At 64.5% G+C, this 23,298-nt stretch carries 16 protein-coding genes and 1 pseudogene; 7 read left to right on the top strand and 10 right to left on the bottom strand.

Translation table 11 applies throughout. The annotated features are described in order from the left end of the window. Positions 1 to 414: 414 nt before the first annotated feature. The 3 genes from MJD61_06430 to MJD61_06420 form a co-directional block, all read right to left on the bottom strand. A complete protein-coding gene (locus tag MJD61_06430) occupies positions 415 to 1,179 on the bottom strand; it encodes a hypothetical protein (protein ID MCG8554911.1) in 765 nt (254 codons plus the stop codon). After that, positions 1,154 to 4,780, bottom strand: a complete 3,627-nt coding sequence (locus MJD61_06425) for a hypothetical protein (GenBank protein ID MCG8554910.1) — start codon at positions 4,778 to 4,780, stop codon at positions 1,154 to 1,156. The genes MJD61_06430 and MJD61_06425 overlap by 26 nt, the downstream gene beginning before the upstream one ends. A gap of 242 nt (positions 4,781 to 5,022) precedes the next feature. Further along, positions 5,023 to 6,675: a hypothetical protein gene (locus MJD61_06420; GenBank protein MCG8554909.1), complete on the bottom strand. Its 1,653-nt coding sequence runs from the start codon at positions 6,673 to 6,675 to the stop codon at positions 5,023 to 5,025. A 274-nt stretch (positions 6,676 to 6,949) separates the two neighbouring features. Between MJD61_06420 and MJD61_06415 the strand changes: the two genes are divergently transcribed. Both MJD61_06415 and MJD61_06410 read left to right on the top strand, forming a co-directional pair. Beyond that, entirely contained in the window at positions 6,950 to 8,527 is a 1,578-nt protein-coding gene (locus MJD61_06415; protein ID MCG8554908.1) for a hypothetical protein, read from the top strand. 231 nt (positions 8,528 to 8,758) lie between these two features. Next, positions 8,759 to 10,690 (top strand): DUF4215 domain-containing protein, encoded by a 1,932-nt coding sequence (locus tag MJD61_06410; protein ID MCG8554907.1) that lies wholly within the window; start codon positions 8,759 to 8,761, stop codon positions 10,688 to 10,690. A gap of 179 nt (positions 10,691 to 10,869) precedes the next feature. Here MJD61_06410 and MJD61_06405 read toward each other — a convergent pair whose 3' ends face one another. The 3 genes from MJD61_06405 to MJD61_06395 form a co-directional block, all read right to left on the bottom strand. Beyond that, entirely contained in the window at positions 10,870 to 11,901 is a 1,032-nt protein-coding gene (locus tag MJD61_06405) for a DUF4215 domain-containing protein (protein MCG8554906.1), read from the bottom strand. Positions 11,902 to 11,970: 69 nt separating this feature from the next. After that, complete coding sequence (locus MJD61_06400; protein ID MCG8554905.1) at positions 11,971 to 14,151, bottom strand: hypothetical protein; 2,181 nt, start codon at positions 14,149 to 14,151, stop codon at positions 11,971 to 11,973. Positions 14,152 to 14,416: 265 nt separating this feature from the next. Continuing rightward, positions 14,417 to 15,226 (bottom strand): DsbA family protein, encoded by an 810-nt coding sequence (locus MJD61_06395; protein MCG8554904.1) that lies wholly within the window; start codon positions 15,224 to 15,226, stop codon positions 14,417 to 14,419. Positions 15,227 to 15,433: 207 nt separating this feature from the next. Between MJD61_06395 and MJD61_06390 the strand changes: the two genes are divergently transcribed. From MJD61_06390 to MJD61_06380, 3 genes are all read left to right on the top strand, one after another. Continuing rightward, the gene (locus MJD61_06390) at positions 15,434 to 16,369 is read left to right on the top strand and encodes a hypothetical protein (protein ID MCG8554903.1); all 936 of its coding nucleotides are present in this window, start codon (positions 15,434 to 15,436) and stop codon (positions 16,367 to 16,369) included. Positions 16,370 to 16,405: 36 nt separating this feature from the next. Further along, positions 16,406 to 16,672, top strand: a complete 267-nt coding sequence (locus MJD61_06385) for a hypothetical protein (GenBank protein MCG8554902.1) — start codon at positions 16,406 to 16,408, stop codon at positions 16,670 to 16,672. A 281-nt stretch (positions 16,673 to 16,953) separates the two neighbouring features. Beyond that, positions 16,954 to 19,539, top strand: coding sequence for a hypothetical protein (locus tag MJD61_06380; protein MCG8554901.1), 2,586 nt, complete (start codon positions 16,954 to 16,956; stop codon positions 19,537 to 19,539). An 86-nt stretch (positions 19,540 to 19,625) separates the two neighbouring features. Here MJD61_06380 and MJD61_06375 read toward each other — a convergent pair. Continuing rightward, positions 19,626 to 19,829 (bottom strand): annotated as a pseudogene (locus MJD61_06375) (RtcB family protein). A gap of 91 nt (positions 19,830 to 19,920) precedes the next feature. After that, the gene (locus MJD61_06370) at positions 19,921 to 20,181 is read right to left on the bottom strand and encodes a hypothetical protein (protein ID MCG8554900.1); all 261 of its coding nucleotides are present in this window, start codon (positions 20,179 to 20,181) and stop codon (positions 19,921 to 19,923) included. 629 nt (positions 20,182 to 20,810) lie between these two features. Here MJD61_06370 and MJD61_06365 point away from each other — a divergent pair. Beyond that, positions 20,811 to 21,524: an adenine nucleotide alpha hydrolase gene (locus MJD61_06365; protein MCG8554899.1), complete on the top strand. Its 714-nt coding sequence runs from the start codon at positions 20,811 to 20,813 to the stop codon at positions 21,522 to 21,524. Positions 21,525 to 21,560: 36 nt separating this feature from the next. Here MJD61_06365 and MJD61_06360 read toward each other — a convergent pair whose 3' ends face one another. Both MJD61_06360 and MJD61_06355 read right to left on the bottom strand, forming a co-directional pair. Next, positions 21,561 to 22,106 (bottom strand): hypothetical protein, encoded by a 546-nt coding sequence (locus MJD61_06360; protein MCG8554898.1) that lies wholly within the window; start codon positions 22,104 to 22,106, stop codon positions 21,561 to 21,563. After that, a complete protein-coding gene (locus tag MJD61_06355) occupies positions 22,103 to 22,822 on the bottom strand; it encodes a DUF2306 domain-containing protein (GenBank protein ID MCG8554897.1) in 720 nt (239 codons plus the stop codon). Before MJD61_06355 ends, MJD61_06360 begins: the two co-directional genes overlap by 4 nt. Before the next feature lie 82 nt (positions 22,823 to 22,904). On the opposite strand from MJD61_06355, the gene MJD61_06350 reads away from it, so the two are divergent. After that, positions 22,905 to 23,298 (top strand): LysR family transcriptional regulator (locus MJD61_06350; protein ID MCG8554896.1); only part of this gene is annotated, 394 nt, incomplete at its 3' end.

The raw sequence follows: 23,298 nt of genomic DNA, 5'->3' as shown, positions 1-23,298 counted from the left end.
GTGAACCTCGCCCGTCTTCAGCCGTGCGCACATGTGAGAGAGACCTATGTCGATATCCACTGCACCCTTTAGCGTGTGGGTGCCGCGGAACCAGGTGCTGACCCGCACTGATCTGGACAGCGTCCTGGACTCCCTGGACCAGGACGGGTGTAGATCTGTGCTCGGCCGTCCCGTCACCGAGATGGCCCCCGAGGTTGCTTCCCCAACACAGGACCTCTCCCGTGACAAGGCGTGCGCACGAATAGTCCATCGTAGCTGTCGCGTACGAATCGAAAGAACCCGCATCCCCGTCCGAGCGACGCTGTAGGCCGACCACCCTACGTTACCGCCCGGCAACGCCCAGGCCACAGCCACGTAGACACTCAGGCGTCCGGTCACAAGAACACCGCCGGGTCGGCATCGAGGTGGGTCGGTTCATGTGGCTGGGCGGGGCCGATTCTTTTCGCTAAGCCCTCCGAGGACGATGCGCACCAGCTCGTCGGTCTTGTCCAGGTCGGCGATGCTTGTTCTCGCTGATATCGTGCAGGGAAGAGACCCGTGAGCTACGTGGAAATCGTGGTAGGGGATCGCCTGACCCACCCGAGTGAAGCGACCTGCAATGGCGGCTCCCCCACGACCCTGGCGAAGCGGCCGGTACGAAGAAGGGCGTGCGCCAGGCGTCTCCCTTGCTCGCTCGCGCAGCGTCTCGACCCGTTCGGCGCCACGGCAGTCCACCGTGACCGACAGCTGTAGGTCGATGCGCAGACCGCGTGGAGGGTCGCCGTAAACCCTCTGCGCTTTGTAACCGCAAACGGCGAGCGTGTCTGGACCGCGTACGCGGTGGGTGGGCACCAGCTGCTCGACTCGGAAGAGCGCCTCGAGGCGTTCTCGAGGCAGCAGGTTTTCGCAGAGGCGCAAGCGTTGGCGCAACTCGCGCTCCGCCGCGGCTGCCTTATCCGTCGCGGCTCCCTTCGGGGTTGACTGCGAACGATCGACGGCCCGCTCGCGCAACCGGGCGGCCTGGGACACTCCAGGCGACCCGTTTGGTGGCGCTTTGATCCCGCCTGTCTGCTCGATCCCGCGTGTCTGCTCGCGCCTGCATCCCGGGTGTCCGGCCAGGGCAATCACGATTCCCGCGCCCAGCACCGCATGGATGAAGCGAGCCGCGCGCAGACTATGGTATGAGTTGCTCGCAAGCATTGTACGCTGGCTTTGGCTTGAGCCCCCCGGCTACGGCATCGAGGTAGGCGAACACCGCAAGGCCGGCGTTCATGGCGCCACGCCGGGTCCAGCGGACCTTGTCCGCGTTGGACCAGAGGTGCACGTCTGCTGCGCCCACCTTCGCGAAAAGCGTCTCCGGGCAGAAAGGTGGCAACTTGCCCTGGAGCCGGTTGGCCTGCCGAAAGCTCTCCGCCGCTTCGAGGAGCTCCGGTTTCGACGGCTTGCGGATGCACCATGGCATGCGATTGCTTGGCGCGATGCCAGTGACCACGTTTCCGCTATGATCGCCCACCGGTGCGTCCGCTGGGTAGGCTTCAGGGCTCCGCAGGCAGTTCTCACATACGCGATAGTTCCTGGCCCTGCTCCAGAGCGTAGGATCCGACGAGAACACGGTCAGAACGCGCACAGGCGCAGGGTTATCTCGGCTGCACAGCTCTTCCCATAGCTCGGCATCTCCGTTGCTGGGGATTAGCGAAGTGCCGTTTTCCTTGTCGCCGTGGCGGAGTCTGCCGGCCTTCATGTCAAAAGACCGCGCCCGGTCCGGCAAGGTCTGCCCGCACAGCCACTGCGCCGTCTGCAGCATGTTGGCGTCCCGCACTTGCGCGCTTCCGCCTGCACGACCTTCGCCCAAGACAAGCGTGTTGCTTACCAGGCTGAGAATGCTCCTCGGGATCTCCCGTTCGGTGCCGCCGATGGCCATCCAGATCATGTAGCGCGCAGCCCAGGTGTCCGCGGAGATCGCCGGCGTGGCGACATCACCGAAGACGCGAGCACGGTTTTCTCCATGAGCCTCGGGGGGACCGAAGATGCCGTCGCGCAGGTTGGCCACCCGGGTGGCGCCGCCCGTGATCGTCATGATCGTGTCGGCCTGCCGACCCTGAGAATCGGCCTCGGGTCCGTGGCAGTTGACGCAGATGAGGTTGAAGACCGCCCCGCCGGGCGACTGGGTGTACACGGGATTGCTGCCGTCGGGGCGCAGCTCCTCGTTCACATCGAACCAAAGCGGCCTCTCATTGCCCGTGAAGGAGGCGGCCTTGGGAACGGACGAGAGATCGCAGCCGTCCTTCTCGAGCCACAGGCCGTAGGGACGCTCGCTCAGTGCGAACTCGCGAAGCTCCGGTGTGAAAACCACCTCAGCCAGCAACTCGACCACGTCCTTGTCCTCCGGGTCGAGCCCCTGGTGATCGCCGTCGACCAGGATGCGCCTCCAGTCCGGCCTGCGTGGACCCCAGGGGGCCTTGACTTCTGTCAGATCGGTCACGACCCAGTGAGCCCGCTCGGGCACACGGTAGCTGTCGGTCGCCGGTGTCGAGCTACCCGGGACTCCTGGAACGACCCTCGGGTCGACTATGTCCAGGGCCGGATCTGGACAGCTGTTGTAGCGCGAGCCAGCGCGATACTGGGCTAGACGCTCCGAGGCTTGTTGAACCGCTTCGTCGTAGCCTGGCGAGCCGGGTTTGACCTCCACGTAGGGTTGCGGCTCGGCTTCATGCAGCTCGTCCGTCTGGGGATGCTTGCGGCGCGCCGGAATGCTCACCATCCAGCTGCCCAAGAGCCGTGGCGCGCGGCAGTCAAGACCCGGTGCGTCCATGGGCATGTGGGGAAAGATGGCGTAGTGATCCGCGTACGTGAAAGGTGCGTCCACGTTGCGGTAGACAAGGCTCCTCCAGGGAGCGAGTACGGGGTTCCAGACCTGCCGGCCGTCCCGAAACACGATGTCCGCCTTGGCCACCCAGATTCCGGAAAGGAAGCTGGTCGGATTCTGACCGTCGAACACCTCCAGCTCGAACAAGCTGGGCGTGATGTAGGGAATCGGGATGCGTTGCTGTTTTCCGCGTTTGATGCGCGGGCTGAAGCTTTCGAGCGGAAACTCGAAGATGCCTCCGTTAGGACTCGGCCACAAGTTCAAGACGTCACGCAGCGACGGCGCCTTGACCGAGGCGAAGCCGTCTGGATTGTGACAGTGGGCGCAGTTGCCCAGGATGTAGCCCTGGGCTTCGAGCTCGAGCTGGTTGCGAGGCTTGCGCGCGCCTTGGGAGTCCTCGAGCAGTTTGAGATCGGCTGCATCGAACTCGCTGCTGATGCCGTAGTCAATGAGACGCTGCAGCTGATTGAGCTCGTCACTGCCCGCGGGCTCGACGACCCCACCCTCGCCGAGCGGCCTGCGGTGGACTTGCAGCGGTGTGAAGCCCAACACGAAGCTGTGACTTGGGCTGCCCATGTGGCAGTGCAGGCAACGCTCCGAGCCAGGCATCGCGTAGGTCCTGGTCAGGCCCTTGTCTTGCAGCGCGAATTGCACGTTGAGCGGGTTCGATTCGATCACGGCTTGGGCCTGTTGCTCGTCGGTCACGATGGTGACCAGCCGATCGCGAAACGGCGCTCCGTTGCGGAGCGGGTCTCTCACCAGCAGCGCTTCGGTCTCGGGCTCGTTCCAGGCGTACGTGCCAAAGAGCGACGTCACCTCGTAGGAGCCGTCGGGTCGCTTGCGATCCGGGCGCGAAACGATCACGCGCGTTTCCACCTTGCGATAACTCTTGCGGCCCTGGCGGTCGACGACTTCCCTCAAGAAGGTCTTGTAGAAACGGGTATTGGCGGGCAGGGCGAAGCGCTGCGCGACCCGATCGAATCGGATGGGCTCGCCGGCCGGTACACGCACGGCGCGAATCTTCTTGGCGTTGTCGGACCACAGCGGGTACGCTGGCGCGTAGCCGACCACCCCGTGCCGGGCGAGCGTGGCCGAATCCAACGCCACCAGATCGGTATCGCGCAGTCGCAGCGGCAGCTCGCTGGCCCGATCGAAGAACGCGTCCATCTGCCGCACGGCTTCTTGGTCGCTGGCGACCAGGTCCTTCGCGGGAACGCAGTCGCCGATGTTGGTCATGGCGCCGGCCACCTCGCGCTCGAGCCGGTAGGGGCTGTCACCCGCCTGGGCACCACCCTGCGCGGGCACCGCAAAGACGTCGGCCGGGCGACCGGCCTCGATCCAGCGCTCCACCAGCGAGGCGAGCTCCAAGACCGGGTCGCCCTCGGAGCGCTGCGAAGCCGGTTTACCGCCGGCGCTGAGCGGGGGCATGACCCGGTCGGGATCGTCCGAGCGCATGCGTTCGACGGCTCTGCCATCGATCGTATTCGCGAACGTCGGGAGGCTGACGCCGAATCCTCCCAGCGCCGCCTCCACGTGGCAGCCACCACAATGCGACCGGAAGAGACTAAACAGGTCCTTGGTGAACATGATGCGTGCGCTGGGTTGCATCGCACCGTCCGTGACCGCGGACCGAGATGGTAGGCGTTCCGACGCCGCGGCGCGCAGGCACGGCTCGGCCATGGGCGGGTCCGGCATACCGGCATCATCCGTTGGCATGGGCCGAGCACCGTCCGGATGCGCGGTCATGCCGCCGCCGGCCGGTGGTGCGCCGTCCGGACGCCGAAGAGCGCCGTCCAGGCGGTCGCCTCCGTCCGCGTGCATGATGCCCGCCTCGTCGCTCGACGGCGTATAGATCCGATCCAGGTAGCGCTCGCCCTTGCAGCCTGACGCACCAGCGCACAGAGTAGCCAGGACGAGCACCAACAGGCCAGGCATTGATCTCGCCCTACACATTGATGCTTACCGATTCGCGGGGCAGAGCCTAGCGTAGTGCACGGTCACCGGCGCACCCTGCGCGTAACATTGCTGTATCATTTGTCTCACCCATCTCACTCTGTATTGTCATGACCGAGCTTTCGCCGGGGCCGCGGTTCGGCGCCCGCGCGAAAGAAGGGCGGCGTGCCGAGGCACGCCGCCCAAGTTTGCTATGGCTCGCGTCCGGCTTGGCCGGAAACGAGCTACAGAGGGCAGGTGGCTTCGTTGAAGTCGGTGGGGGTGATCTGGCACAGCGGATCACCCACCGTGCCACCCAGGCTCCCGGCGCACGGTGTTGCCGACAGCGTGATGAAACCGGCAGCCGTGGCCGCGTCGTCGACATAGAAGCGATCCTTGAAGCAATCCGCCAGGATCTTTTCATCGCCGGTGATGCCTGCGAAGCCGACCACGGTGTTGGCGTACAGGATGCGCGCCAGGGGATAGGCGCCCGTCGCGCCGGTCAACAGCAGGCGCACGTTGGCATCGGTGGGCGAGATGTTGTTGACTCTGAGGGCCGCGGAATCTGTGATACTGTCCGAAGCCTCGCGACCAGCGAAGCCCAAGCTGCAGGGGCTCGCTTGGGCGAGGCAGCCAATCTGGCGTGTCGAGCTGGTCTCGCTGCAGCCGCTGGCACCGGCTGGATTGCTGGCGTTGTCGCTGGCATTGACCCGGTTGGTGTGGAGCCGGTAGTAAGCTCCTTCCACGGCTTTGCCAAAGGGCGGGTTGGTCGAATCCTTGACCACGGCGCCGGCGGCGTTGCGAAGGATCAGGTTGTAGGCGCGACCGTCCACCGAGGGACCAAAGGGCGTGTTGAAGGCGATGTTGAGGCAGCCGGCATTGCCCTGCGCGTCACGCGGGTACAGGCATTTGCCGAACGCCTGCTGGGTGCCGTTGGGGCAGGGGGGTGGCACCGGGTCCGGGGTCACCGGCATGAGGTCCCAATCGAACAAGCCGAACTCGCAGGGGCTCGCATTGTGAGCCACGGCAAGGTCCACGCCCTCGGGCAAGAGCGTGGGCAGTAGCAGGCCCAGCGTGCCGTCCGATCCGCAAACCTGCTCGCCGGCTTCGCAGGAACGGCGGATGGGATCCAGGTCCTGCTGGTCGTCGCCGTTGCAAAAGGGAACGTTGCTGATCTTGTCGAGGTCGAGCAGGGATAGGAACGTGTCGGTCGTGCCCGAAAAATCGCCACGGCGAAAGGCGTGTCGCATCTCCGTGCAGCCCTCGGTGGCGCAGGCGGTCTGAAAGAAATTGCTCCAGTTGTTTGCCAGGGTACGGCGCACATCGCTGCCACAGTTCTTGTCCGCCACTTTGCCGCCGGCCGAATTATGGTGGATGCCGGCGAAGAGCACACGAAGTGCATCCTTGAAGTCGGCGAAGGTGTACTGATTGCTCGCGTTGCAGCCGGGGCAGTCCAGGCCGTTTCCGTCTTGATCGGTTACGGTCAGCGTCGTGTTGAAGGCGATCCCGTCGCAGCCAGCCTGCGTGTTCTCATCCCGGACGATCGCGAGCCCGTCCAGCGAGTGACCGTAGCCTTCCGCCAGTGTTGCATCCGTGCACCCGGCGTCGTTGGGCGTACCGTTGTCACACATGCACGGGCCCTTGTTGTTGTCGGCCTCCTGAAGGAAGCGCGACATGGGCGCAAGCTGCTGAGAGCCGCGCAGAATGGCCTTCTCGCCGTTGGACGAGCCACCACCGATGTATTCGATGTTGGCGGCGGTAATGCCCGGGCAGAGGTTTACGAGCTCGGTGGTCAATGTGAACAGCGTGTCGGAACCCTCCATCTTCAGTTGGGCGTGAGCGCTGCCGGCGACTGCGCCCATGGCAACGGCCGCTGCTAAAAGCGTCCTGATACTCATCTTCTTCGATCCTCCTGCGATATGAATCATGCTCCGGATCGTGCCGGAGCGATGCTACAAGTAGCCGGCGCGTGTTACGGACCCAACACCGGACCTTGAAGCCTGCGTGACTAAATGCACGCCACACACATGTGAGCCTCGCGGATCCTGAGCGACGTAATTGGGGTGAGCGCAGGTTGTTGCGTCAACGGCACACAGAGTCGGCCTGCGCGTAACACGCGGCAGGTAGACCCATCCCCGCTGCCTCATCTCACGCAGCAGGAGGATTCCGTATATGACTGTGCTGAAAGCCGTACAAACCAAGGTGGCTTTGGTGCTGTTGGGCACCATCGTTGCCGTAGCTGGCTGTAATCGAGCCTCGCATTCCGATCCGATCGGCCAGTTGGCCATGGAGCTCACGCTTCCCGACGGGAGCGACATCCTCGCGGTTGACTACGCCATCACCGGCAACAGCCAAAACATCACCGGGACCATTCCGGTCGCACTGGCGGGCAACAGCGTGTCTGTCCTGGTCGGAGGCGTTCCCGAGGGGATCGGCTACACCGTGACCTTGACGGCCCAAACGACGGACACGCTGTCGAATTGCGAGGGCTCGAACGGGTTCGACGTCATTGCTGGTCAAACCACGGACGTCGCGGTCGCCATGCACTGCGTCAAGAAGCTCGATTCCGGCAACGTGCTGGTCAACGGCACGCTCAACCAGTGCCCGACCATAGATGCCTTTTCGGTCCAGCCGCTGCAGACGGAGGTGGGAGGCATGATCGTACTCACCTCCTCGGCATCCGACCCCGAAATGGGAGCGCTCACGTACATGTGGAGCGCCACGGGCGGTTCGTTTGTCAACGTGGCCTCCCAGAACACCGACTATACCTGCACCTTGGCAGGCAACCAAACGCTCAAGCTGACCGTGGACGACGGCAACGGCTGCACGGTCGAGCAGAGCATCGCCGTCAACTGTATTTCGCAGGCCGTCTGCGGTAACGGCATCGTCGAGCCGGGCGAGCCCTGCGACGATGGCAACACGGTCAACACCGATGCCTGTACACAAACGGGTGCTGCCTGTCCCGGTACTGCACCAGACTGCCTGTGTCGTGCAGCTTCCTGCGGCGATGGTTTCGTCCAAGCCAGCGTGGAGCAATGCGACCCCGCCGATCCCGCCACGGGTGCCATCTGCGAACCCGACTGCACCATCCGCGCGGGCTGCGGAAACGGACAGCTCGATCCCGGTGAGCAGTGCGATCCGACCAACTTGATCGCCATGGGCATGACGCAGGTCAACTGCGATGCCGACAACTGCTCGGCCAGCTGCCAGATCGAAGAGTGCGGCAACGGGGTCCTCGAGTGCGCCGAGGTCTGCGACCAAAGCGCCGGCGACGTTCCCTTTGGCTCGCAGTGCGCATGCGCCCCCGATTCCACTTCGTGCACGGCTGCCCAGTGCCTGACGACCGAGCTCACTCCCTGCCGCACCTGCGAAGAGGCGAACTGCCGCAACTTCCAGGGCATCGGCATCGACCTGGTTGCGGGCTGCTTCGAGAACGCGGATCCCGTCTTTGTGCAGCAGTGCATCGACGTGATTGCCTGCGCTCGCAGGACCGCCTGTGCAACCGGACCCCGCGGCGCCGAGGAGTGCTACTGTGGCGCTGCGGTCACTACCGACCAATGCCAGGCCGGCACCGTGATGGGCCTGTGCAAGAGCGAGATCGAGATCGCGGCCGGTGGCCCCGCAGGCCCGCCTGTCACCGATGCGATCCAGGTTGCCGCCCTCTTCACCAACCGCACTGTGCCGCTCGGCAACGCGAAGTTCATGCTCGACTGCGATCGGGACTTCTGCGCCAGCTCCTGCCTGCCATAGCAGGCTACCAACCCCGGGGGAGCCGCCGGAACTCCGTTTCTGCACGGGGCGCCGACCGTTCGGTCGGCGCCCCTTTTCTTGCTCGCCGAAGTCTCGCCCCTCGCGGCCCTGTTGCGAAGTTGTCACGGAGCAGTCGGACACCTGATGCGATCGGACAAGCATTGCAGTGCTACTCTGGCGGTCGCCTGTCGCGACTCTGGTCGTGACGGTGCTGGTAGGTGAAGACAGGTCATGAAGCGAGCACGCGCGGTGGGAATTCAAGGATGCTGGGCGGCACTGGCCGCGATCGGCTTGTGCACGTGCGGTGGGGAGGAGCTACTCGGGGAAGAGATCTTCGCTGTCTCCGCCACGGATCGCCGCAGCGAGCTTCCGCCGCGCTTGCAGGTGAGCGACACCCTAGCCAGCTGCGACGAGGCGCAGCAAGGCACGCCTTGCGGCCCGAGGATGCACTGCATCTTCGATGCCTGCGTGGTCAACGTGTGCGGCGACGGCGTCATGGCCTACGGCGAGACGTGCGACGACGGCAACCGAGCGGGCGGCGACGGTTGTTCCGCGCGCTGCAGGGAGGAGATCTGCGGCAACGGGATCGTGGACGCGGGGGAAGAGTGCGACGATGGCAACCGCATGAACGACGACACCTGCCGCAACGACTGCCGCAGACCCGAGAGCCGCTGTGGCAACGGCAGGCTGGACACCGGCGAGGCTTGCGACGACGGAAACCTCATCAACCACGACGCGTGCACGAACCTGTGCCAGCCCGCGCGCTGCGGGGACGAGATCGTCGGCCCAGGCGAGACCTGCGATGACGGCAACCGGGTCGCGACGGATGCCTGCACGGATGCCTGCCAAAAAGCTCGCTGCGGGGACGGCATCGTGCAGGGCGGCGTGGAGCAGTGCGACGACGGCAACGAAGTAGCGAGCGACCGTTGCACCAATGTTTGCGAACGAGCTCGCTGCGGGGACGGCATCGTCGGACCCGGGGAGCGCTGCGACGACGGAAACACGAACAGCAGGGACTTCTGCACGAACGTCTGCGAACCGGCGCGCTGCGGGGACGGCATCGTTGGACCCGGGGAGCGCTGCGACGATGGTAACGGGGTCGACACCGATACCTGCCGCAACGACTGTACTCCTCCGCCCATACGCCAGCCTGCCATACAAGAGTGCGGCAACGGTGTGATCGAAGGTCCTGAGCAATGCGACGACGGAAACACGGTGGCATGCGACGGGTGCTCGCTTCTGTGCAGCATCGAACGATGCGGCAACAGCGCCGTCGAGTGCGGCGAGCAGTGCGACGACGGAAACAGCGTGGACACCGATGCATGCAAGAACGACTGCACGCTCAACGCTTCACAGACGTGCGGCAACGGTGCCATCGATACGGGGGAGGGTTGCGACGACGGCAACGTCGCCGCGTGCGACGGATGCTCGAGCCTGTGTCAAGTCGAGCAATGCGGCAACCGGATCGTGGAATGCGCTGAGCAGTGCGACGACGGAAACAGCGTGGACACCGATACATGCAAGAACGACTGCACTCCGGCGGCTTGCGGAGACGGCGTGGTGCAACAGGGCGTGGAGCAGTGCGACCCCGCCGACCTGCTTGCGCTGAACCAGAGCCAGCAGAGCTGCGACCAGGACCATTGTTCCGCAACGTGCCAAATCGAAGCGTGCGGCAACGGTGTGCTCGAGTGCGCGGAGGTCTGCGACGGCAGCACCGGTTTGAACGCCGGCGAGACCTGCGCCGCCGATTGCATGGGCAGGAGCGACCTCTGCTACGAGTGCGAGGAGCAGTGGTGCCGCAACTTCCAGGGTATCGGCATCGACCTGGTCGCCGGTTGCTTCGAGCACGCGGACCCGATCTTCGTGCAGCAGTGTCTGGACGTGATCGAATGCGCCCGCCGGACCGGCTGTGCGGCCGGCGACCGTGGCGCCGAGGAGTGCTACTGCGGCGCCGCAGTCAGCACGGACCAGTGCCAGGCGGGTACCGTCGCAGGTGCCTGCAGGACCGAGATCGAGATCGCAGCCGGCGGGCCATCGGGGCCGCCCGTCACCGATTCAATGCAAGTAGCCGCGCTTTTCACGAACCGCACCGTCCCGCTAGGCAATGCCAACTTCATGCTCGATTGCGACCGTCTCTTCTGTGCCAGCGCCTGCCTGCCCTAGCTACATGGCGGCGCAAAAATAGGGGAGGTTTTTCCATGATTTCGGCAACCGGATAACTGGGCGGCCAACCGAAGCTGCGCTTTTCGCGGGACCGAGCCCGAGGCCGAGAGCGAGAGCGAGTTCGGATTCGGAAGCAGAGGGCCGCTCCAAGTCTTCATCTATCGACGCGGAACTCTTGGCTAGGGACCTGGCCCAGCCGGAGCCCATTGACACTGGGTTGCGCAATTGATGTGCTGCGACAGAAACAGCTGCGAAGCCCTGCCGAGCGCGTAGCGCTTGTTCTTGGCGCGCATGGCGATCTGCAACGGATCCGTGGTCTCTGCGCCGGCTTCGTAGTCCTGCCGGCACGGACCGTCAGGCTGCGCCTTGCCCATCTGACAATCGTCGATGCTCGCCGTGCCGCAGTAGCAGGGGTAGAGCACACTGCCCTCGGCGCACTGGGCCTTGCGAACGCATTGCAGCAGGCGCGCACAAACGAAAGCGACGGGCAGACTGCCGGCCGGACCTTCGGTGATCACGTCTTGAGTCAGGTAGCAACCGCGAAAGCGCGATCCCGGCTCATCCCCCGCCAGCAGAGTTGCCTGCTCCAGGCATTGCCGGCATGGACCCGCGAGCTGGCAGTCGGCGCAGCCGTCGCCCGCCACCAGGTTGCCGTCGTCGCACTGCTCGTCGAGGTCAACGATCCCGTTGCCGCAGGCCTCGGCGCTGCCTGCGTCGGGGGCAGCCACGCCGGCGTCGAGCACGCTCGCGTCGCCTTCGAGCTTGCAGTCCATGGAGCAGCCGTCGCCTGAAACCCGGTTGCCGTCGTCGCACTGCTCGCCCGCTTCGACGAAACCGTTGCCACAGAAGACCTCGATGCCTGGCGGCGCGCTCGGAGGAGCTGCCGGACTATCGGGCGGAGGCCGAGTCCCGGATTCGTTGCGGCAGGCGGGATCGCAGCCGTCCCCGACCGCTTCGTTGCCGTCATCGCACTGCTCGCGGCCCGCCCTGATCCCATCGCCGCACGTGTTGTGAAAGCATCTTTGCGCGATGCAGTGCTTGTCCTTGCCGCAGGATGTGCCGTCGCGCGCTCCTTCGCAGGTGTTATTGGGCGGCGTCTGGATCGCACCACCGTCCGATGTGATTGGGGCTCCGAGCTCTGGATCGTCAGAACAAGAAACCAGTGCGCTCGCGAGGACGAGCATGAGCGGCAATCGAGTTTCGTCCAACATCGTTCGTTCACCGGCCTGAGCAAAAGGGCGCCCCGCCAAAGGGCTACACAACGGGCAGCGTGCTTCGCATCACGGACAGCTCGCCAGTACGTACTGCAGGTTGTCCAGAGCGAACTGGACCTGCTGGCCGGTCAGGCTGACCAGCTCGATCGTGGTGGAAGGGGAAGTGAACGCGTGGGCGAAAGCGCCGCCCGTGTCCTTGGCCGCGCCAAACGTAACGACCGGAACACCGTCGGCGAAGACTTCGAGCCGTAGCTCTCGTAAGCGTGCAGCGTAGTCGAATCCGAGGGAGTGGATCGGCCCATCGAACACGAGCCGCGCGGGAAACCTCGGACCCGCCTCCAGAACCAAATGGGCGGTGGTCAACGGATAGCGTCCCGAGGGCCCGCAGCTCCAGACCCTGCCGTCGCCGCGCAGGCTCTCCACGCTGAAACCGTCGTGGCGCGTCACCGGCATCGGAACGTCGATGCATACGTTCGGGCTCGTTACATGGGGGACGAGGTCGTCGAACGCAAGGGGTCCGGTCGTGCAGGGCCTGCAGCTCGAGCCCGCCCGCCCCAGGCCGGGAGCGCACAGTTGACAGGCGATGCCCGCGTACTCGGGAAGGCAGTCACACACCACGCCCCCGCTCATCGGGAGGCAGGTTCCGTGGCTGTCGCAGGTGGTGGGCAGACAGGTGCCGTCGCGCAAGCAGAGTCCACCCTCGTCGTGGAACCCGGGCTCGCAGTCCCGGCAGGTGGTCCCCCGATAGCCCGGGTCGCACACGCAGATTGGCTGGCGGCTCGCGTCAACACACGTACCGTGCTCGCCGCATCCTGGAAGCCAAGTACTGCAGGTGTTACCAACGCAGGTGCCGTCTTGGGTCAGCCGGTAATCGGCGTGGCAACGGTTGCACAGCTCCCCCACGTATCCAGCTTCGCAGGTACACTCGACCAGCCCGGCCCTGACCCGACAGGTGGCATGAGCGGGACAACTGGATGGGCCGCAGACTTCATCCGGGACGCAATCGCCTGCCGTCCCGGCGTGGAAGCCCGGCGCGCAGTCCTGGCAAGTGCCGCCCGCAAAACCAGCGTCGCAGATACAGACGATGACTCCTCCGCCGTCGTTGCAGATCCCGTGCTTGCCGCACGAGGCTGCACTGCAGAACTGATCGGGCACGCAGGCTCCGGCAGCGTCCCGGTGGAAGCGGTCGCGGCAGGCTTCGCAACGCTGGCCGGCATAACCGGCGTCGCAGCGGCATAGCACGATTCCCAGGCCGTCTTCGCAGGATCCGTGCCCGCGGCAGGCGCCCGCAGTGCAGACCTGATCGGGTACGCACAGGCCACCCGGATCCCGATGGTACGCGGCCGCGCACAGCTGACAGTGGTCCCCCGCGTAGCCTGGCTCGCAGCTGCAGCGGATGATCCCCGAGGCGTCGCTGCAGCTTCCGTATGCGCCACAGGTCGTTTCCAGGCAGCGCTGGTCAAGCACGCACGCCCCCTCTGCGTTCGTGTGAAAACCCGGCGCGCACTGTTCGCATGCCGGGCCCGCATAGCCGTCTTGGCACAGGCAGCGTGGGACCCCCGAGCTGTCGTCGCAGCGACCGTGATGCCCGCACGCTTGCGCCGTGCAGAGCTCGTCGCGTACGCACGCGTCAGTCGCGTCGCGATGGTACCCAGGAGCGCAACCGTGGCAGCGCAGGCCGGTGTAGCCCTCGTTGCACTCGCAGCGCACCATCCCTTCGGACATATCGCAGCGGCCAAGGCCGCCGCAGGTATCGGGCGTGCATGCGGGCAAGCCATTTACCCGGCCCATCTCGAGGCAGGAGCCCTCCGCCTGGGCGTGGAAACCGCGCGCACAGAGCCGGCAACGCGGCCCCTCGTAACCTTCGTTGCACTGGCATTGGATCACACCGAGGTCGAGCCCGCCTGCGGAGTCGAAGCAAAAACCGTGCGGGCCGCACGGGTCGGTGCTTTGCTCGGAGCAGCGCTTGTCGAGTACGCAGCGCTGTTTCGAGTCACGATGGAATCCCTCGTCGCAGATCTCGCAGTAGGCACCGCGGTAGCCGACATCGCACAGGCAGGCGGGACCACCGGACGGGTCTCGCGCACACTGGCCGCCACCGGAGCAGGACACGTAGCGGCATGGGTCACCCAAGTCGACGGCGATGAATTGGGGTGCAGCCGGCGTGTCGCTTCCGCAGCCTGTGAGGCCTGTGACGCACGGCGGCACGGCGAGAGCAAGCCGCAATAGCGTCCACATGGTGTCCATCGGTCCCTATCTCCTGCATCCACGACAAGCGGAAATTTCCGACGATCCAGTTTAGTGCGCGGCTGCTAGTGTCCTGTGTCCGTGATTACGTGCATAAGTCGCCGAGCAATTGGCGACGCTCGAGTCATCGAATCGACGCCGGCTGCGGTTCAATTTCGATGCAGTGCAACGCTATTTCAAGGAGATAGCCCAAAGGGTGATCGGTGGCACGAGGGCGTCAAGGGCCGGTGAATTATGTGCGGGATTTCGGATACAAGACACTAGCTCAAGGGATTGCTCTGATCCCTGACCCGCGCGTCAGTTCTGCATAGACGGAAGCACTCGCCACACCACCTTTGATCAGCTGTTCGGCACGCCGCAGCTCCTGCTCGACAATGCCATCGACGAGGCCTTCCAGCTCCGTCGGGTTTGCACCACTAGGCACGCGCCGGCCGTTGACGAACAGTGTGGGAGCTTGAGACACCGCGAAGATCTCGCCGAAGCGCCGGTCGGCCACGATATGTGCCGCGTGGACATGATCGTCGAGCACCTTGCGCACGCCGGCTTGGTCCAGATCAAGTGCTGCTGCCACGCGGTCGAGGTCTGCGCGCGATCGCGGCGGCGACGCGGCTAGCAAGCGCCGAGCTTTCCAAAACCTCTCGCCTCCTGCCTCGTGGTAGGCTTGCATGGCTAGCTCGGAGGCGGCAAAGGCATTAGGTCGCTGTACCGGAGCGTAGTTGCGCCACACGATGCGCAGCTTGTTGCTGTAACGCGCGCGCAGCCTCTCGAGGCGCTCCTGCATGCGCAACGTTGCAGCGCTGGTCGGATCGCCCCACTCGACGATGGTTACAGGCGCGTCGACAGGGCCGACAAAAGGCTGCGAACGGGTCACCGGGATCCTGTAACGTTGCGGCAAGTCGGTGTGCCGAGCAGCACGCTGCGACGGCGGACCGGCGGTATCCCCTATGGCGGGCTCCTCGGTCCTTGACCTGGACTCGGCGCTCATCGCTGCGAGACCTGCGATCAGGCCCAGCACGAACGCTGGCAGGGCCAGCAAAACGACACCTGTTCGTCCCATGTTTCGCGTTCGTCCCATGTTTCGCGATCCGCAGCTTGACTCGAGACCGCTGACCCGGGGCGCAAAGCCGGGCGCGCATCGCCGGCGAGCCGTCCCTAAGCCTCGCACCCAAATAGGTACGACGTACGTGCAGCGCAAGCGGATCCAAGCCTCCTGATCAAAATGTGATGCAATCGTTGCTCCCCGTTTGCAGGAACGACGCGTAGCGCGTGGCAGTGTCGGTGCATGCTGCGTTTCATGTATTCCCTGGCGGTCGTCGCAGCCTGTGCCGTCGTACTGGCTGCTTGTGGAGACGGGCTCGGCGAATGCCAGGAGCTCGCGGCCGCGGAGCTGGTCTTCGGCAGGCACGCGAGTGTCGCCACCAAGGGGCAGGCTCTCACGCACGACTCCTGTGGAGCCGGCGCCTTTTGTCACTCGGTGAACGCAACGGGTGCAGAGCGTTTCGGCGCTCCCGCCGGCATGAACTTCGATATGATGCCCGCACCCACGGGTTGGCTCGATCTGTTCGGTCTGCGGTCCAAGGCGTGGGATCTCGTCAAGAACGACCACATGCCGCCCGGAGAGATCGGTCACGACAAAGTAGGCGATGGCGCTTGGATCTTCGACTTCGGCCGACGCGACGGTTTCCCGCAGCTGCCACCTCTTTCGACCAAGGCAGGCAAGGCCGCCTTCCGCAACTGGCTCGCTTGCGGTGCTCCGGTGGTCAAGCACGCGCGGCTGCCCGAGTGGAGCCAGGCCCCCGGTATGACGACGCACACGGACCCGATGCGCGCAGGCGTGGCCTCCGTGGCTGTTGCAGCCGGAGCGTCTCGCGCAACCAGTAACCCCGTGAGTGCTCAGAACGACGAGTGGGGCAGGATCTTCGAGCAGCTGATCGAGCCGAGCTGCGCCACCACCGGCTGTCATCAGGGCAGCGAGCCAGCGGGCATGCTGCGCCTCGACGACAGGTGCCAAGCCCACGCACAGCTGCTCGACACCGGCCCGTGTCGCGCGACGCGGGTCGTGCCCGGCGACGCGGGCAGCCTGCTGATCGACAAGATCGAATCGGACACTCCGTCTTGCGGGCAACGCATGCCACCCGCCGTTGCGCTGCGAAGCTCCGACATCGAGCAAGTGCGCGCTTGGGTGCTGGCGGGCGCCAAAACGAGCGGCTGTCCCTAGGAGGCGCGTCGCGCCTTCTCAGGGCCCGCGGATCCCATGAAGCTCGGTCACACGCTCGCCCATGAGATCGCGCACCACCTCGGCCTGTTTCACACCAGCGAGCGCGACGGCACCGTGTTGGAACCCCTCCGCGACACAGGCGAGTGCCGCGCCGAGCAAGACGCCAACCGCGACGGGACACTGCAAGCCAGCGAGTGCACGGGCAACGGAGCCGACAACCTGATGTTCTGGGACGGCTCGGGCTCCAAGCTCAGCAGCGAGCAAGTCCAGGTCATGCAACGGGCCTTGATCCTGCGCCGCTAGCCTGAGATTTCCGTTTCCGGCTAGTGCTCGCTACGCAAGCGTGGCGGCGCTGATGGGCCTCTTTTCGAAAGATTTGTTTTCGATTCGCGTTTTTGCTGGCGTCCGTTCTGGCGTTGACATGGAAAAAATTTTTTCCTAAATGAATTGGAGTGCGGGCGAGGAGCTGCGGTTGCCGAGACGATGTGACGTGCGATGAGCCGCGTTCCGGGAAGCTAGGCCGACGCACTTTCGTCGGCACTGTGGCGTTAAGCGGAATCGGATGCGGGGCCGGTTTGCCAAAGGTGGCCGGACCGTTCGACGGCAAGGACTTCGAAAAGCTCGTCCCCGCGGACAAGAAGCTGTCCAAGGTCTGGCTGCGCTCCCTGCGTGCGCGAGGCGTACCGGCACGCCAAACAGGGGGCGCGCTGCGCTGGATCGGGATGCCCATCGGCGGCATTTGCGCAGGGCAGCTGTATCTGGGCGGCGACGGCAAGCTGTGGCTGTGGAACATCTTCGAGTCGGTTGACACGAGCGACTACGCCGGCGGGATCAGCCGCGGGCACGACTATGCAAGGCCGCTCGTACCGGACTCGCCGCTGGAGCAAGGGTTTGCCGTGCGAGCGCGGACACCGGGAGGGAGCTGGCAAGCCAGGGCCTTGGACAAGCGGGGCTTCAAGAGCATCTCGTTCTTGGGCCAATACCCGATCGCGGAGGTCGAGTACGGCGACGCGAGCTACCCCGTGAAGGTCCATCTGGAGGCCTTCTCGCCTTTTGTTCCGCTCGATGTCGAAAGCTCGGCGTTTCCGGCCACGATCCTCAGCTACACGATCGCCAATCCCGGTCCAGCGCCGGTGGAGGTCGAGCTGATGGGGTGGCTCGAAAACGCCGTGTGTCTCGGTCGCGACGGTGCAGCGCAGGGCAATCGCCGCAACGCCGTCGAAGCCATGCCCGACCGGACCACGCTGTTTTGCTCAGCGGACAACTCCGCTAGCAGCGTGCCCGGGTTTGGCAGCATGGCGCTCACGCTGGTTGGGGCTGGTAGCGGCGTGCGAAGTGGGGCTCAAGTCGATGCAGCGCAGGGCCCAGAGCCGATCTTCGATCGGATCGCACCCGGGAACCTCGCTCCCGCGGCGAGCCCCTTCGGCACCAAGCTCGTCGGCGCGCTCGGCAGCGGCCTGACGCTCGCGCCCGGACAGACTGCGACTGTCCCCTTCGTTATCTCGTGGTTTTTTCCCGACTACCACGTGCGGCCGAAAAGCGACATGTCGGCGATCCGGAACATTCAAAGCCTGAAGCGCAATTATGCGACGCGCTTTCGGTCGGCCTCGGATGTGGCGGGCCAAGTGGTCGCGCGCCTCGCGGAGCTCACGAACACGACCCGACAATGGCGAGCCACCTGGTACGACTCGACGCTGCCGTACTGGTTTTTGGACCGGACGTTCGTGAACGTATCCACCTTGGCCACGCAGACGTGCCATTGGTTCGACAACGGCCGCTTCTGGGGCTGGGAAGGCGTCGACTGCTGTCCAGGTACGTGCCAGCATGTCTGGCAGTACGCTCAATCGGTTGCGCGCCTGTTCCCGTCACTAGAACGGGGATTGCGCGAGCATATCGATTTTGGCTTGGCCTGGCAGTCCAGCGGCGCCATGGGGTACCGCGGCGACTCGAACAACACGATCGCGCACGACGGTTTCTGCGGAACCATCCTGCGCGTGTATCGCGAGCACCAGATGTCGGCGGACGATGCGTTTCTCAGGAGACTCTGGCCGCGCGTCAAGACCTCGATGCAGCACATAACCGTCGCGGACACCAATGGGGACGGGATTCTCGATCACCCCCAGTACAACACCTTGGATGGAAACTGGTACGGGCAGATCCCGTGGATCAGCTCGCTCTACATCGCGGCCGCGCGCGCCACGCAGGCCATGGCCGAGGAGATGGGCGATGCGGGCTTCGCGATGCAACTCGCGACGATCGTGCAAGCCGGATACAAGAACATTCCGGCCACGCTCTACGACGGCGAGTACTTCATTCAGAAGGTCGATCCAGCACACCGGGATGCGATCAACAGCAACAAGGGCTGCCATATCGATCAGGTGCTTGGCCAGAGTTACGCGTTTCAGCTCGGCCTGGGCCGGATTCTTCCGGAGCTCGAAACCCGTTCGGCGTTGAGGTCGCTCTGGCGCTACAACTTCTCGCCGGATGTCGGTCCCTTCCGCGAGAAAAGCCAGGTCCAGGGCGGGAGGTGGTACGCGCTCGCAGGGGAGGGGGGCCTCATTATGACCACGTTTCCGAAAGGTGGCGCCGTACAAGCACAGGGCAGACACGCCGGTCACACGTGGGCAGGCTACCTAAACGAGTGCTGGACGGGCCAAGAGTATCAAGTGGCCTCTCACATGTTGTGGGAGGGGATGGTGGATGATGGGCTCGCGATCACACGTATGATTCACGACCGCCATCATCCGCTCCGGCGCAATCCCTACAACGAAGTGGAGTGCTCGAGTCATTACGTGCGGGCCATGGCAAGCCACGGCGTGTACCTGGCAGCGTGCGGCTTCGAGTACCACGGACCGCGCGGCTACCTGGGCTTTCACCCCAAGCTATCCCCGGAAGCGTTTCGGGCGGCCTTCGTAGGCGCGGAAGGCTGGGGCACGTTTTCGCAGCAGCGTGTCGGGCGCGTCCAGTCAGAGCAGATCGACATCAAGTACGGACAGCTTCGGCTCGCGAAGCTGGGCTTCGAGCTGGCCCCGAGCCTTCGACCAAGCCGGGTGACCGTGCAAGGCGCCGATGCGGTGTTTCGACTGAACGGGTCGCGGCTGCAGGTCGACCTGGCTCCACAGGTCACGCTGCGCGCGGGTGACTCGCTCCGGGTGGAAATCCACTCATGACAAGACGACTATGCCTCCGGGGCCTCGACTGCGTGCCGCGCGCTTCGCTGCATTGCGGGAGATCGGCCGCTATCGCAGCCTTCCATCTCGGGCGTGCCCGCGAGGAAGACGGCGAGGTCGCGGTCCGGCAGCTTCGCGTTATGGGCGAGCTTCCGGGCGCGGCCGATGTGGATCTCGGCGAGCATCTTGCCGATGTTGCGCGAGCCCGAGTGAAGCATCAGCCAGACGCCATGATCTGTGGCGGCTGAACCAGTCTCGAGACAGAGCTCGATGAAGTGGTTACCCCCGCCGCTTTCCCTTCAACGTGGAAACAGACATGGTTTTCCGGCGAGTACGAGGTTGTTTGAGGAGGGACAACGGGAGCGCTTCACCGTCTCGCAGCTACACCGTTTCGATCGTCACGTTGCGCGCATGAGCAGCCAACGCTGCGAGGTCGTGCGGATCGGATGTCAGTGCGGTCCCACCGGGTTCGCAGACAGCGACCACGAGGGCATCAATGGCGGATCCTCGCCGGGCCAGGCGTCTGAGGTGGGCCGCACGTCGCGCCGTGGACTCGGGCACCGATTCGATAACGTCGCAGGTCTTCAGGAACCGATTGGCGTTGGCGTCCCGTCCAGCATGCCCCTGCAAGCACTCAATCAAAACCGCTGATGGAACCACGGGGGGCCACAGGCCCTCGTGTCGCAATGCAAGAATGAGAGCAAGAGACGATTGTGAACGTCTTGCCAAGCGGCTGACACCGCCTGAGTCCAAAACCAGCACGGTTAGCTGGCCTGCCGTTGAGACCGGCGCCCAGCAATCCGCCGCGCCACTTTTGCTGCACGCGCGCGCTCTTTGGCGCCGGGCTTGCCAACCTGCTTTGACAATTCTGCTGTGTACCTGCGACTCTCTTCCACGAGATCTTGTCGTCGCACTTCTGCGCGAACTGCTTCTTGCAACAACTCCGATGCCGGCAACTTGCGAGCCTTTACAGCCTGGTACAGATCGTCGGGCAAGTAGACTTGCATCCGCGGCATACGTCTAAATATACACCCCTGGGGAACCAACGCAACCCAGCCAACCCACGGCTTGACTCCAAGACCCGGCGCTCGATAATGCCAGGCTGTATCAGCCATTGGAGGGTTCACTGCCTCTCAAAGGACGGTCCCGCGGGCGCGCGGGCTGGCGCACCCAGGAGGACGACGATGAGCCGGAAGCGACAAGCCGACAAGCAGCCCGCGCCGAACCTGAAGATCAGGTTCGGCGTGCTGGCGACGGCAGCGGCGTAAATGATGGCGCGCCCGAAAGCCATCGTCGCCTGGAGCTCGGGCAAGGACAGCGCGTATGCGCTCCACGTGGCGCGCCAGCATGACGTGGTCGAGGTCGTCGGCGTCCTCACCACGCTGACCGACGGATACGAGCGCGTGTCGATGCACGGCGTCCGGGAGGAGCTGCTCGATCTCCAGGTTCGCGGTATCGGCCTGCCCTGCACGAAGGTCCGCATCCCCTCTCCGTGTCCCAACGAGGTCTATGAGCGGCAGATGGGCGAAGCCCTCGAGGAACTTCGCGCCGACGGCGTCACCCACGTGGTCTTCGGCGACCTGTTCCTGCGTGACATCCGTGCCTACCGCGAGGCTCAGCTTGTGCGGGTAGGCATGCAAGGCGTCTTTCCCCTGTGGCTCCGAGACACGCCGACTCTGGCGCGGGAGATGGTTCAGTCGGGCATGTGCGCCGTGGTCACTTGCATCGACCCCAGGGTGCTCGGAAGGGAATTCGCAGGGCGGCGCTTTGACGACGCGCTCTTTGGCGACCTCCCAGAGAACGTGGACCCTTGCGGCGAGAACGGTGAGTTTCACACGGTCGTCGTCGCCGGACCGATGCTGGCAAGCCCCATCACGGTGGATGTGGGGCCGATCGTCGAGCGCGACGGGTTCGTCTTCGCCGACGTGGTTCCGGTCGCCCACCACGGCAAGCGCCCAACCCCGCCCTCGGTCCAAGCCGGATGAAGAACCGCGCAGCCGAAGACCCGAACCGATGCGGGGCTAGGGTCCGAACCGGACGAGGGTCTCCGTCCCGTTGTTGCCCCCGATTCCCAGCAGCAGCAACGAGCCATCGAGATTCACGGCCATGTCCCGTATGCTTGCCAGGCCGAGCCCGGCCCGGTCCGTTCGCGTGGCCACCGTCCCATCGGCGGACAGGCGTCCAGCGATTACGATAGCTGAATCCGTTGTCGTGCCAGCGAAGAACAAGCGGCCGCACAGGTCGAGCGCTATTGCGGGCTCGCGATGTTGTGTCGCTGGCGAACCGAGCTTTGGCGACCGAGTCGAATGGCTCAGGCAGGCGGATCTAGCGTCACGATTCACCCCGGTGTGGATCTTTTCTATGAGGTAGTTGCCTAGAACCATGTGCTTGTCTGCTGCGTTCACAGAAGAGCCTTCGACCTTTACAAGAACCTCGTTCGGTTTCGGTTTCGGAACAGCCTGATCGTCGACAAGCTTCATCACTTCCCTCGGGGCGCCATATTGACGAAAGACGATGGCCCGCATCATTTTTGTTTGCCCGTGTTCGCTGTCCTTCTTGGGGGTCAAGGGGCACCTCGGCCAGCTGATCGAACAGGCAGTTGGGGTTCTGGTGCGCGTTGTGCAGCCCTCAGACTACGCACGTGAAGTCGCCGAGTGATCAGGAGCTCGGCGACTAGCAGGTTGACACCCCACGCACCGATCATGATCACGTCTCGCGACATACCTGTGGCCTCGACCCCAGCAACAAGCAACCAACCAATGCCGAGGAAAGCCTGCGTCGACGCCCCCTGGCCGATAGCGTAGGCCCGAACCATGTCGGCACTGTGACGACGGATGTTACGTGACCTTGCAGCCAGGACGGCTCTGACGATGAGGCCGATCATCGAGAGGCTCAGAACGATCCGAGTCCAATAGAGCGCCGCCCCCTGGAGCTCTTTGGGGAACGTGAAGTAGTGGGTCATCCAGAGTCCGGTCAGGGCGCTCACGCATCCTGAGACGACCACGATGCGACCCGCGGCTCGATGCAGGTTGATGTGCTTGCGCCGGACACTCGGCACGAACTGCAGCGCGCCCAAGAGGCAGTACACAAAGCTAACCACAATGTGCAGAGCGATGGGGAGTGGGAGCGCCGTGGCGCGCGGGTTTTCAGGAAGGGTCGCCTCCGCGCCTAACAGCTCGGCCACTCGGAAGAGCCCGCCGAAGGTGGGCACTGCCGAGTAGATCACCACCGCTGCGATGAACGCCCATTCACGGCGAGTGACGAATCCCACAGCTGACCTCATGCGCATCGGACATACGACAGGCTAGCTATGCAAGAATGAATTAACAATTGCCAAAAATCGCACATTTGCTATACACAGATCCATGAACTGGGCGACTGTCTCGTTTGACTGGAACCAAGTGCGTGCGTTTCTCGCGACCGTAGAGGAGGGGTCGTTTAGCGCGGCGGCGCGGGCGCTCAAGACTACTCAGCCGACCGTGGGTCGACAGGTCGAGGAGTTGGAGCGTGCGCTTGGCGTCGCGCTTGTTACTCGCAGCACAAGGGGGCCACGATTGACCGAAGCCGGTCGGGATCTCTTCGATCACGTCCGTGCGATGGGCGACGCGGCAACGCTGATCTCAATGGCGGCGGAAGGCCATTCACAAGACGTCTCAGGAGAAGTGGCGATAACCGCAAGCGATCTCGTGGCAGTGGGAATCCTTCCTACGGTTCTGGCGCCGCTGCGGGAGAGTTCACCTGGCATTCGTCTGCGAATCG

It is taken from the genome of Pseudomonadota bacterium (assembly GCA_022361155.1).
Taxonomy (GTDB): Bacteria; Myxococcota_A; Polyangia; order Polyangiales; family JAKSBK01; genus JAKSBK01.
Note: the sequence above shows the minus strand (reverse complement) of the source record. Positions and strands in the feature narration are given on the sequence as shown.